This window comes from Streptomyces sp. NPDC056222, from assembly GCF_042264065.1.
Classification (GTDB): domain Bacteria; phylum Actinomycetota; class Actinomycetes; order Streptomycetales; family Streptomycetaceae; genus Streptomyces.
The window spans coordinates 1-12,545 of the sequence record NZ_JBHJTL010000146.1; the positions used below are offsets into that span (position 1 = coordinate 1).

The 12,545-nt window shown below is 72.5% G+C and carries 7 protein-coding genes; 4 read left to right on the forward strand and 3 right to left on the reverse strand.

Annotation, left to right across the window (positions count from 1 at the left end; genetic code table 11):
* Positions 1 to 128 precede the first annotated feature (128 nt).
* The 3 genes from ACFC0D_RS36505 to ACFC0D_RS36515 all read right to left on the reverse strand — a co-directional run bounded on the left by ACFC0D_RS36505 (position 129) and on the right by ACFC0D_RS36515 (position 6,246).
* Complete coding sequence (locus ACFC0D_RS36505) at positions 129 to 1,670, reverse strand: alpha/beta hydrolase (RefSeq protein WP_376445856.1); 1,542 nt, start codon at positions 1,668 to 1,670, stop codon at positions 129 to 131.
* 54 nt (positions 1,671 to 1,724) lie between these two features.
* Positions 1,725 to 3,293 (reverse strand): alpha/beta hydrolase, encoded by a 1,569-nt coding sequence (locus ACFC0D_RS36510; protein WP_376445858.1) that lies wholly within the window; start codon positions 3,291 to 3,293, stop codon positions 1,725 to 1,727.
* 283 nt (positions 3,294 to 3,576) lie between these two features.
* Positions 3,577 to 6,246: a lysylphosphatidylglycerol synthase domain-containing protein gene (locus ACFC0D_RS36515; RefSeq protein WP_376445861.1), complete on the reverse strand. Its 2,670-nt coding sequence runs from the start codon at positions 6,244 to 6,246 to the stop codon at positions 3,577 to 3,579.
* A gap of 189 nt (positions 6,247 to 6,435) precedes the next feature.
* Here ACFC0D_RS36515 and ACFC0D_RS36520 point away from each other — a divergent pair, with 189 nt between their 5' ends.
* The 4 genes from ACFC0D_RS36520 to ACFC0D_RS36535 all read left to right on the forward strand — a co-directional run bounded on the left by ACFC0D_RS36520 (position 6,436) and on the right by ACFC0D_RS36535 (position 12,495).
* The gene (locus ACFC0D_RS36520) at positions 6,436 to 6,813 is read left to right on the forward strand and encodes an MGMT family protein (protein ID WP_376445864.1); all 378 of its coding nucleotides are present in this window, start codon (positions 6,436 to 6,438) and stop codon (positions 6,811 to 6,813) included.
* A 149-nt stretch (positions 6,814 to 6,962) separates the two neighbouring features.
* Positions 6,963 to 10,637, forward strand: coding sequence for a UvrD-helicase domain-containing protein (locus ACFC0D_RS36525; RefSeq protein ID WP_376445867.1), 3,675 nt, complete (start codon positions 6,963 to 6,965; stop codon positions 10,635 to 10,637).
* 122 nt (positions 10,638 to 10,759) lie between these two features.
* Positions 10,760 to 11,557 (forward strand): hypothetical protein, encoded by a 798-nt coding sequence (locus ACFC0D_RS36530; RefSeq protein WP_376445870.1) that lies wholly within the window; start codon positions 10,760 to 10,762, stop codon positions 11,555 to 11,557.
* A 95-nt stretch (positions 11,558 to 11,652) separates the two neighbouring features.
* Positions 11,653 to 12,495 (forward strand): hypothetical protein, encoded by an 843-nt coding sequence (locus ACFC0D_RS36535; protein WP_376445873.1) that lies wholly within the window; start codon positions 11,653 to 11,655, stop codon positions 12,493 to 12,495.
* The last annotated feature ends 50 nt before the right edge of the window (positions 12,496 to 12,545 follow it).

The window sequence follows — 12,545 nt, forward strand, 5'->3', positions numbered from 1 at the left end:
CGGTCGGGGGCGGCGTCCTCGGCTGGGTCAACCTGATCGACCCCGATACGCCGATATCCTAGCCCCAGGTAGGTTTACGAGACGGGCCCGCACCTGACATCAGGTCCGGGCCCTTCTCGTGCTCCCGGCTAGGAGCAGCGCGTGCCGTACTTGGGGACCGTGCCGTCCAGGAGGTACGCGTCGACCGTCCTCGTCACACAGGACGACGTGCCGTACGCGCCATGGCCCTCGCCCTCGTTGCTGACCAGGACGCCGACGCCGGTGCCCAGCTCCTTCGCCATCCGCTCCGCCCCCTCGTACGGGGTCGCCGGGTCACCGGTCGTGCCGACGACCAGGATCGGGCCCGCTCCGGGCGCGCCGGCGTCCGGGTCGACCCGCTCGCCCTTCACCGGCCACTGGGCGCACCAGCCGGCCGTGTCCCAGGCGAGGAACGCGCCGAAGACCGGCGAGAGCCTGCGGAACTCCGGCAGCAGCGCCTTCGCCTGCTCCGTCGTCGGCCGCTCGGCGGAGTCGGCGCAGGAGATCGCCCGCTGGGAGTGGGACTGGGTGGAGTAGTGCCCGGACTCGTCCCGGTCGTTGTACGAGTCGGCCAGCGCCAGCAGCTCCGCGCCGTTGCGGTTCCGGGCCTGCTCCAGGGCGGAGGTCAGCAGGGGCCAGTTGCTCTCCGAGTAGAGCGTGACCGCGATGCCGGTGAGCGCCAGACCGTCGGTCAGCTTCCGGTCGCCGACGGGCAGCGGGTCGCCGTCCAGCCGCTCCAGCAGACGGGCGATCCGGGCCGTTCCCTGCTTCGGGTCCTCGCCGGTGCTCTTCAGGTAGTTGTCCAGGGCGCGCTGGAAGCCGATCGTCTGGTTGCGGGCGTGGCCCGTGCTGTCGGCGGTCGGGTCGACGACCGCGTCGAGGACGGTCCGGCCGACGTGCGCCGGGAACAGATGCGCGTAGGCGCCGCCGAGCTGGGTCCCGTAGGAGATGCCGAAGTAGTTCAGCTTGGCGTCGCCGAGGACGTGCCGGACCAGGTCCAGGTCACGGGCGGTGTTGCTGGTCGTGGTGTGCGGGATGACCTTGCCGGAGCGGCGGGCGCACCCGGCGCCGAAGGAGGCGCCGTCCGCGCGGAACGCGGCCTCCTCGGCCGGAGTGTCCGGCGTCATGTCGACGGTCTCGGCGGCGGCCAGCTCCTTGTCGTCCCGGCACACCACACCGGCGCTCTGCCGGACGCCGCGCGGGTCGAAGCCGACCAGGTCGTAGCGGCGGTTCAGCACGCTGTACGCCTGGGCCGCGCGGGGGAGGATCTCGACCCCGGAGGCGCCCGGGCCGCCGAAGTTGAAGAGGAGGGAGCCGATCCGCCGGTTCTTGTCGCGGGCCTCCTTGCGGATCAGCGCGATCGGGATCGTCTCGCCGTCGGGCCGTGCGTAGTCGAGCGGCACCCGCACCTCGGTGCAGCGCCAGTCGGCGCCGGGCTCGTCGCCGCCCTCGGGGGCGGCACAGGGCTTCCACTCGGGGCGCTGCCCGGTGAGCGAGGCGGGCAGCGCGGCGTCCTTCGGCTGCTTGGCATCCGTGCTCGGCGGGGTCTTCCCGATGCTCCGAGGGGTCTCCGTGGGCGTTCCGGTGCTCGTGCAGCCCGCGAGCAGCAGCCCGGTGACGACAGCGGCCGCCACCCGTATCCGTTTGGACAAGACAACCCCCGTGATCCGGACCGGAAAGTCGCCATCCTAGGCGCCGCGGTGGACCTACTTGCAGATGGTCCCCGAGGCCGGCACCTTTCCGTCCAGGAAGTACGCGTTGACGGCGTTCTGCACGCACGCGTTGCCGGCGTTGTACGCGCCGTGCCCCTCGCCCTCGTACGTCAGCTCCACACCCACGCCCTCGCCGAGCGCGTCCACCATCGCCCGGGTCCCCCCGTACGGGGTCGCCGGGTCGCCCGTCGTGCCGAGCACCAGGATCGGGGCGGAGCCGGGCGCGGAGACGTCGGGGTGCTCCCAGGCGCCGGGCACCGGCCACTGGGAGCAGCCGGACAGGGCCCAGCCCATGTAGTCCCCGAAGACGGCGGAGGTCTTCTGGAACTCCGGGAGCCGTTCCTTGGCCTGGCCGAGGGTGTAGCGCTCCTTGAAGTCCACGCAGTTGATGGCCGCGTTCGCCGCCTGGATGTTGCTGTAACTGCCGTTCTGGTCACGTCCGTTCATGGAGTCGGAGAGGGCGAGGAGCAGTGCGCCGTCGCCGCCCTCGGCCGAGTCGAGGCCCTGCTCCAGGTACTGCCAGAACTCCTTGGAGTACAGGGCCTGCGCGATGCCGTTGGTTGCCTGGGTCTGGGTGAGCTTGCGGTCCCCGATCCCGGCGATCGGCTTCTCGTCGAGTTCGTCGAGGAGGTTGATGATGAACGCCTCGATCTCGGCGACCGTCGAACCGGGCAGCGTGCAGGCGTCGCCGCGGGCCACGCAGTCCTTGGCGAAGTTGTCGAGGGCGAGCTGGAAGCCCTGGGCCTGGCCGAGGGCGCCGGCCTCCGTGCCGGAGTTCGGGTCGATGACCGCGTCGAAGAGGGCGCGGCCGACGTTCTCGGGGAACAGATGGGCGTACACACCGCCGAGCTGTGTGCCGTACGAGATGCCGAAGTAGTGGAGCTTGTCGTCGCCGAGGACCTGGCGCATCAGGTCCAGGTCACGGGCGGCGTTCTCGGTGCCGACGTGGGGGAGGACCGCGCCGGACTCCTTCTCGCAGCCGGCGGCGTACTTCTTCTGCCCGTCGGACATCGTCCGCTCCTCGGCGGCGTCGTCCGGGGTGAAGTCCATGGCGTAGTAGGCGTCCAGCTCCTGGTCGGTCAGGCACTGGACGTCCGCGCTGCGGCCGGCGCCCCGGGGGTCGAAGGAGACGAGGTCGTAGCGGGTGCGGAGCTTCTCGTAGTCCGCGGCGAAGGAGGGCAGGCCGGTGACGCCGGAGACGCCGGGACCGCCGAAGTTGTAGATCATGGAGCCGATCCGCTGGTCCGGGTTGCTGGTCCGGGCGCGGATCAGGGCCAGCTCGATGGTCTCGCCTCCGGGATCGTCGTAGTCGAGCGGCGCGTCCATGAACGAGCACTCCCAGGCGGTCCCGTCGGGCAGCGGGGAGGGCGCGGGCCCGCCGCCCTCCGCGGCGGACGGGGGCGGACAGGCGGCCCACTCCAGCTCCTGCGTGGCGAACCCGGCGAGATCGGTGGGCGAGTCTGAGGCAGTCCCGCCACTGTCCGAGCATCCGGCGACTCCGACGGCGAGCAACACGGTGGTCGCGGTGAGCAGGACGGCACGCTGCGCGGCGGAGATCGGCATGAACCCATCGTGAGCCGAACAAAGCAACCCCGCGCGGGCGAGCACCCACACGGGTGTCACGTACGGGCGCCCCACAGGCCCGCGGGGAACGGCGCGTACGGGCTCCGCCGGACGGGGCCCTGTCAGGGGCGCGAGGAACTGCGCGCTCAGCCGCGCGGTGCCGGCAGATTCCGTCCGGACGGGGCCCTGCCAGGGGCGCGAGGAACTGCGCGACCAGCCACAGCCGGCCCGCAGACTCCGCACGACCCTGCCCCCACCCCCCACCCGCCAAAGCGCTCCCGCGCTAAAGCGCCCCGCGCTTCGTCAGCCAGTTGAAGCACAACCACCCCGGCAACACCGGCAGCCACAGCGTCAGCAGCCGGTACAGCAGCACCGCCGGGGTCGCGACCTCGATGGGGAGGCCGACCGCGACCAGACCGAGGGTCAGCGCGGTCTCGACCGCGCCCACACCGCCAGGCGTCGGCGCCGCCGAGCCGAGTGCGTTGCCCGCGAGGAAGACGACCGCCACGCTGGCGTAGCTGATCCCCTGGCTGTCGTGCCCGAACGCGCGGATCGAGGCGTCCAGGCAGAGCACGAACACACCGGTCAGGAGCAGCATGCCGCCGATGCCCGTGAGCAGCTTCAGCGGCCGCTGGAGCACGTCCAGCATGCGCGGCACGACACCCGCGAAGAGCGACCGCAGCCGCGTCGACACGAACTTCCGCATGAACGGGATCGCCGTGACCACCAGAACCAGCACCGCCACGGTCAGCAGACCGGCGATGACCGTCCTCGACGGGGTGAACGACTGCGACTTCTCCGTACCCGTCAGATAGCCGAAGGCGAGCAGCAGCAGGATGTGCGCCCCGAGCCCGAAGAGCTGCGACGCGCCGACGCTCGCCACCGCGAGCCCCGGCCGCACCCCCGAGCGCTGGAGGAACCGGGTGTTCAGCGCGACACCGCCGACCGCCGCCGGAGCGACGATCTTCACGAACGACCCGGCCACCTGTGCGACCACCGTCCGCCAGAACCCCACCCGCTCCGGTACGAAGCCGAGCAGGCTCATCGCGGCGGCGATGTAGCTCAGCGCCGAGAACAGCACCGCCGCCGCCACCCACCGCCAGTCGGCCGAGCTGATGGTGGACAGCGGCGTCCGGGCGATCTGCGAGAGCAGGAAGTACGCGGCGACGGCACCGGCGATGAGGCTGATGAGCGTGCGCGGCTTGATCCGCTCCAGACGGACCGGTTCGACCGGTGCCTGGGGACGGATCAGCAGCACCTGCTGGCGGATCTGGGCCAGCAGATCCTCCTCGCGGGCATCGTCGAGCGCCTCGTCGATGGCCCGCTTCTCGGCCTGCTTCTCCGCCTTCTCGATCTTCCGGTCGGACTTGCGGTCCGGCTTGAGGTCCGTGGTGCCCGCGTTCGCCTCGGCCCGCGCCCGCTTCGCCGCCTCCGACGCCTCGAGCACGGCCTCGCGCTCCCGCTTCGACCGCTCCCGGGCCAGCCTCCGCAGCGTCGCCCGCGTGGAGCGGCTCAGCGCGATCGGCTGGAGGAGGGGGAGACAGTCGGCGATCGCGTCCGGGCCGAGCACCGCCACGGCCCCGGCCACCGCCCGCTCGGCACCCACCCTCAGTCCGAGGGTGGTGAGCAGCTGCGCGATGTCCATCCGCAGGATCAGGTCGCCGGCGGCGATCTCGCCGCCCCGCAGGTCGGTCAGAATGACCTTGCCGGAACGATCCACCAGAATCGCGTCGCCAGCGAGCCTGCGGTGCGCGATCCGGCGTGACTGGAGCGCCTTCACCTGTCGCCAGGCGCTGCGCACCAGATCGTCGGTGATCTCCTTGTCGTCCAGCGAATCCAGGGTCCGGCCGCCCAGGTGCTCGTACACGAGCATCACGGCGTCCGGGCCGAGCTCGGAGGTGGCGATCAGCTTCGGGGCGTTGGCCCCGGCGGCGATCGCCGCGTACGCGAGGAGGGCCTCCTGCTCCAGCGCCTGGCGCAGCGAGACGATCGAGCGGCGGGTGGTGATCGCGCGCAGGGTGATCCTGCGCCAGACCCGGTAGAAGAAGCCGTGCGCCTGCTGCTCCCGGTCCACGACGGTGACGTCGAGCGGCGGCCCGTCCTCGAGCGTGACGATGTAGCGGCGCCCGCGGTCGCCGCTGTCGGCCGAGTCGGGCACGCCCGCGCCTTCGGCGCGCAGCGCCGTGACCGGCCGGAAGCCGACCCGGCGCAGACCGGCCAGGAGGGTCTGCCCGGTGGGGCGGACGTTGGGGGAGCCGACCGCGTACAGCGTTCCGTACGCGACGGTCCAGCCGATCAGCACGGTCAGGATGATCGAGAACGCGGTGGTGTACCCGGCGACCAGCATCGTGAACGCGTCGAGCAGCAGCACCGCCCACAGGCTCACCCGCCAGCGCGGCCGACGGGCCATGCCGACGGCGGTCATGTACGCGATGACGGGCGCGAGGTAGTTGTGCACCGGGTCGGTCAGGCCGCCGCCGGTGGCCGGCTGGGTCAGGGCGTCCTGGATGGTGCCGGGCGCGGCCTTGGCGACCCAGAGGTCGGTGGCGAGGGTGACACCGTGGGCGAGTACGGCGGCGAGGACGCCGTCGGCGATCCGTAGCCCGTCCCGTTTGATCAGCCGCTCGATGGCGAAGGCCACCGGCACGAGTAGGACGGCGATGCTGGAGACCAGGCCGGCGATCTTGACGAAGACGTCGGGCGCACCGCCGGCGCCCTTGTTGATGTCCTGCTCGAGGCCGGAGGTGGTGCCGTGGGCGAAGGCGGCGATGGCGATGACGACGGCGATCACGAGGACGCCGACGAGCAGCCGCATCAGGTCGGACGGGCGGTGCACACGGGCGGCGAGCAGCGGTTCGTCCTGCGAGACGCGCTCGCTGGGCTCTCCTTCGGGCGAGGGCAGGTCGGGGTGAGCCCCCTCCTCAGGAGGCCGAGCGTCGTACCCCATCACCATGTCCGTCTCTGCTTGTGCCGCGTGCTCGTCGTGCGACGCGTCCCGCTTCTCGAATTGTTCTTCTTCTTGGTCGTCTTGTCGCTCTTGATCTCGTATCACCAGTCACCGCCCGGACGATGGTGGCACGAAGCGCTGCCCCACGGAGGCATCAGGGCGTTGTCGGTGGGGTTGTCGGTGGTGTGAGGCAGGATGGGGCGGATGAGCGTGGAGGAGCTTCCGGAGTACGCGGAGCGGGTCCTTGAGGTCGCCGAGCTGATCCCGCCGGGCCGGGTGATGACCTACGGAGACGTGGCCGAATGGCTCGGCGAGGGAGGGCCGCGCCAGGTCGGCCGGGTGATGGCCCTGTACGGCGGGGCCGTGCCGTGGTGGCGCGTGGTGCGCTCCGACGGCACGCTGCTGCCCGGCCACGAGCTGCGCGCCCTCGACCACTACCGGGACGAGGGCACCCCGCTCCGGCAGGCCGGGCGCACCGCCGAGGGGCACATACCGAAGCTCGACATGCGGCGGGCGCGCTGGGACGGCACGGACGTCGCCGACCGGGATCCGCGTGCGGGAACTCACACGTGACAGCTTTGCCCATGGCAGGACGGGCCGGGCGGCCCGATGACGGCACGGAAGCCCGTACGGAGTACGACTCGGGCACCCTCCGTTTCCCGTAACGTCGTCGTTCGCCCCGTACACCTCTCCACCTCTTCGCTCAGGACCGGTCGATCCACGTGAGTTCCTCCTCCACCACCCGGCGCACGCCGTACCAGGGGCGGACCACGGGCGCGTACCGACTGGTGCGCACCGCCCCGACCCAGGTGGATCCCCCTCTGCTGGACGCAGCGCAGCGGGAAGTGGTTGACCACGCGGGCGGACCGATGCTCGTCCTCGCCGGACCGGGCACCGGCAAGACGACGACGCTGGTGGAGGCGGTCGCGGCCCGCGTCGAGAAGGGAACGGACCCGGAGCGGATCCTCGTCCTCACCTTCAGCCGCAAGGCCGCCGTGGAGCTGCGCGACCGGATGGCGGCGCGGCTGGGTGGAGCGCGGCCTCCGCAGGCGACGACCTTCCACTCGTACTGCTACGCCCTGATCCGCGCGCACCAGGACGCCGAACTGTTCGCCGAGCCGCTGCGGCTGCTGTCGGGACCGGAGCAGGACCTCGCGGTACGGGAGCTCCTCGCGGGCCAGATCGACCTGGAGAAGGCGGGGCTCGCCCGCGTCCGGTGGCCCGACGAGCTGCGGGCCTGTCTGACGACGCGCGGCTTCGCCGACGAGGTACGGGCCGTCCTCGCGCGCTCACGCGAGCTGGGGCTCGGGCCGAGGGCGCTGGCCGAGTTCGCCCAGCGGGTGGGGCGCCCCGACTGGAGGGCGGCGGCCGGGTTCCTGGCGGAGTACCTCGACGTCCTGGACCTGCAAGGGGTTCTCGACTACACGGAGCTCGTGCACAGGGCGGTGCTGCTGTCGGAGAGCGTGACGCTGCCCGACTACGACGCCGTCTTCGTGGACGAGTACCAGGACACGGACCCGGCGCAGGTGCGGCTGCTGCGCGCGCTGGCGGGGGGCGGCCGCACGGTGGTCGCCTTCGGCGACCCGGACCAGTCGATCTACGCGTTCCGGGGTGCCGATGTGAACGGCATCCTCGACTTCCCCGACACGTTCCCGCGGCTCGACGGCCGGCCGTCGGACGTCCGGGTCCTGACGGGCTCCCGCCGCTCGGGCGCGGGGCTGCTCGCCGCGACGCGCGAACTCACCCGGCGGATGCCCCTGCCGCGACTCCCCGGCGACAAGGTCCGCGCCCACCGCGAGCCGGCGGCGAGCCGCGGGGGCGGCCGGGTCGAGGTCTACACGTACCCGACGGCCTCCACCGAGTCCGACAACATCGCCGACCTCCTGCGCCGCGCCCACCTGGAGGACGGTGTCCCCTGGCAGGACATGGCCGTCCTGGTCCGCGCGGCCACCACCGTCCCGGGCCTCCGCCGCGCCCTCACCTCGGCCGGCGTCCCCCTCGAAACCGACACCGCCGACACCCCCCTCCGCCACGAACCGGCGGTCGCTCCGCTGCTTCTCGCCCTGCGCACGGCGGCGGCCCCGGGCGCGGACGACCCGGCCGCCCCGGGGACGGCGGGACGGGACGTGGTCGGCGACGGCGACGGCGCCGGGGAGCCGGCCGGGGGCAGTGGGGAGTCCGCCGACGAGGCTGCGGAGCCCGCGGGGGTCGACGGCGACTCGGCCGACCACGCGGAGCTGGATGCCGCATGCGACGCGCCCGCCGACGGAGCCGAGGAGCCCGCCGGGCCGGGCGGCGATTCGCCGAGCGCCATGGCGGTCGCTCAGCAGGCGGCGCCCGAGCCGATCGCGTCCGGTGACGCTGCGGAGCCGGGCGCCGGGGAGCCGGGCGCCGGGGAGACGGTCCCTGGGGAGACGGGCCCCGTCGTCGGCGACACGACGGACCCGGGCGGCGAGCCTTCGGCTTCCGCAGCCGAGCCCTCGGCTTCCGGCGACGGTACCGAAGGGGACGAGAGGGACGGGGTGTGGCTCGACACGGAGACCGCGCTCACCCTGCTCGCCTCGCCCCTCGCCGCCATGGACCCCGCCGATCTGCGCCGCCTCGGCCGCGCGCTGCGCGACGAGGAGCGGGCCGGCGGGAACCAGGTGCCGCCGCCCTCCGACGTACTCCTCGCCCGTGCGCTCGCCGAGCCCGAGCGGCTCGTCGCGCACGACCAGTCGTACGCCCGCGGCGCCAAGCGGCTCGGCGAGCTGCTCCGGCAGGCCCGCAACCGCCTCGCCGCAGGCGGCACCGCCGAAGAGGCCCTCTGGCTGCTCTGGAACGGCACCCCCTGGCCCGGCCGGCTGGAGCGCGCGGCCCTTCGCGGCGGCCCGGCCGGCCGCAACGCCGACCGCGACCTCGACGCCGTCTGCGCCCTCTTCGAGGCCGCCGCCCGCGCCGAGGACCGTGTCGGCGGCCGCGGCGCCCTGAACTTCCTCGAAGAGCTCGACGCCCAGGACATCGCCGCCGACACCCTCTCGAAGCGCCAGACCCGTCCCGACGCCGTCCGCCTCATGACCGCCCACCGCGCCAAGGGCCTCGAGTGGAGCCTCGTCGTCGTCGCCGGCGTCCAGGAGGGCCTCTGGCCCGACCTGCGCCGCCGAGGCTCCCTCCTCGAAGCCGACCGCATCGGGCGCGACGGTCTCGCCGAACCCCTCACCCCCGGCGCCCTCCTCTCCGAGGAGCGCCGCCTCTTCTACGTCGCCGCCACCCGCGCCCGCGACCGGCTCGTCGTGACCGCGGTCAAGACCCCCGCCGACGACGGCGACCAGCCCTCCCGCTTCCTCACCGAACTCGGCACCGAGCCCAAGGACGTCCCGGGCCGCCCCCGCCGCCCCCTCGCCGTGTCCGCGCTCGTCGCCGAACTGCGTGCCACCACCGTCGACCCGGCCGCCTCCGACGCCCTCCGCGACGCCGCCGCCCAGCGCCTCGCCCAGCTCGCCGCGCTCACCGACGACGAAGGTCAGCCGCTGGTCCCGGCCGCTCACCCGGACCGCTGGTGGGGCCTGTTCGAACCCACCCGCAGCCGGGTCCCGCTCCGCGACCGCGACCACCCCGTCGCCCTCTCAGGCTCCGCCCTCGACCAGCTCGCCAACACCTGCGCCCTCCAGTGGTTCCTGGGCCGCGAGGTCAAGGCCGACGCCCCCGCCACCGCCGCCCAGGGCTTCGGCAACGTCGTCCACGTCCTCGCCGACGAGGTCGCCTCCGGCCGTACCCCCGCCGACCTCGACGTCCTCATGGCCCGCCTGGACTCGGTCTGGGACGCGCTCGCCTTCGACGCCCCCTGGAAATCCGCGCAGGAGAAGGAGCACGCGCGCGTGGCGCTGGAACGCTTCCTGCGCTGGCACGTCATGGACCGCGGCGGCCGCACCCCCGCCGCGACGGAGCACGACTTCGACGTGACCCTCGAAGCCGGTGCGTACGAGGTCCGGATCCGCGGCTCCATGGACCGCGTGGAGACCGACGAACACGGCCGCGCCTACGTCGTCGACTTCAAGACCGGCAAGTCCGCGCCCACCAGGGACGAGGTCGCCCACCACCCCCAGCTCGCCGTGTACCAGCTCGCGGTGCGCGAAGGAGCCCTGGACGAGGTCTTCGACGGCCACCGCCCCGACCCCGGCGGCGCCGAACTCGTACAACTGCGCCAGCCCGCCCCCAAGAAGGAGGGCGGCGAGACCCTCCCGAAGGTCCAGGCGCAGGAACCCCTGGCGGGGGAGTGGGTCGGCGACCTCCTGGCCACCGCGGCCGGCCGGGTCCTCGACGAGCGCTTCACCCCCACCACGGGCCAGCACTGCACCCACTGCACCTTCCGCGCCTCGTGCAGCGCGCAGCCCGAGGGCCGCCACATCGTCGAATGACGGCCTCCTCGAGAGCCGCCGTTCGACGTGTCCGAGGTCACCTTCCCGCCGTGCATCCATGGGGACCTCACAGGAGTCGGACTGTCCCGGGGGTCAAGAGAAATCTCATGAGGAGTGCACACATGCGGGCCAACCGGAAGATCTGGGTCGCGGCGATGGTCTGTGCGGCCACCGTCGTCGGTGTGACGGGCTGTTCCAAGGGCGACGACACCAAGGCCAAGGGCGACACGAAGGAGCCGGCGGCGTCCGCCACGACGCAGGCCCCGGTCGACCCCTTCAAGGGCCTCGACGCCGACGCGATCGCGGACCAGGCCGTGAAGGCCATGAAGGGCGCGACCTCGCTGCGCATGGTCGGCGACGGCAAGGCCGACGGCGAGCAGATGAAGATCGACCTCGCCGTCGACAACAAGGGCGCCTGCGTCGGAAAGATGACCATCGACACGGCCACCGCGGACCTCCTTCAGGCGGAGAAGGTCATGTACATGAAGGGCGACGACAAGTTCTGGCAGAACATGGCCAAGAGCGAGGGCTCCTCCGCCGAGGAGGGCAACGCCATGGCCGAGATCCTCAAGGGCCGCTGGATGAAGATGTCCGACGGCAACGCGAGCGAACTGGCCGACTTGTGCGACCTCAACACCCTGATCAAGGAGATGGACGATGACAAGTCCGAGCGGAAGGGGATGACCAAGGGCGCCGACGCCGATGTCGACGGCCGCCCCGCCGTCACCCTGATCAAGAAGAAGAGCAACGGCGAGACACTCACCGTGTACGTCGCCAAGGAGGGCGAGCCCTTCATCCTCAAGTCGGTCGACGCCGGCGGCAAGGAGCCCGGATCGCTCGTCTTCTCCGAATTCAACAAGCCCGTCACGGCCACCGCGCCTCCGGCGGACCAGGTGATGGACCCGGCGAAGCTCGGCTGACGCACCCGCCTCGACGTGCGCCCGCCGCAGCGATGTAGCGGGCGCACGTCACAGGGGCGACGCTGGTGGACGGGGGAATCCGCGAGGAGGCTCGCATGGCGTCCCAGCGTCGAATGCTCCGCACCGCGACGGCCACCGTGGCGGCCGGTGCGACGGCCGTCTGTACGGCCGTGATCGTCGGGGCCGCTCCGGCGGCCGGGGCCCAGGTGCCTCCCGCGCCGGCATACGTACAGGCCGCAGCCCCCAGCCCCTCGCCGGACCCCTTCGAGGGCCTGACCGCCGACCGGATCGGCGACCGCGCCGTCACCGCCACCCAGTCCGCGACCTCTCTCCGGATGACCGGCCGGGTCGAGTCGGACGGACAGCAGCTGGACATCGACCTCGCTGTCGACGACCAGCGCGAGTGCACCGGGCGGATGACGATCGGCGGCGGCACGGCGGAGCTGCGGCAGGCCGACGGGATCACGTACATCAAGGGCGACGAGCGGTTCTGGCGGGTCTCGATGACCTCCCAGGGGATACCGGAGCCCCAGATCGGCCCCACGATCGAGCTCCTCGAAGGGCGCTGGCTGAAGATCACCCCCGGTCAGGCGGGCAGCGGCGACCTGAGCGGGGTCTGCGACCTCAAGGAACTCCTCGCCGACCTGGACGAGGACGACGGCGAGCGCAGGGGTCTGACCCGCGGACCGGACGCCGAGGTCGAGGGAACCCCGGTCGCCACCCTGCTGAAGAAGAGGCCCGGCGGTGAGACGACCACTGTGTCCGTCTCCCAGGAGGGCAAGCCCTACATCCTCAAGATGGTCAAGACGGGTGGCGAGGAGCCCGGGACGATCGTCTTCTCCGACTACGACAAGCCGGTGAAGGTCGTCGTACCGCCCGCGGACGAGACCGTGGACCTCACCAAGCTCGACCAGGGGACGACGACCGGGGCGGTCTGAGTCGTCCCCCTCGCGTCCCGCTCGCCTTCCGCCGTGGTCGGCGCTGTCGG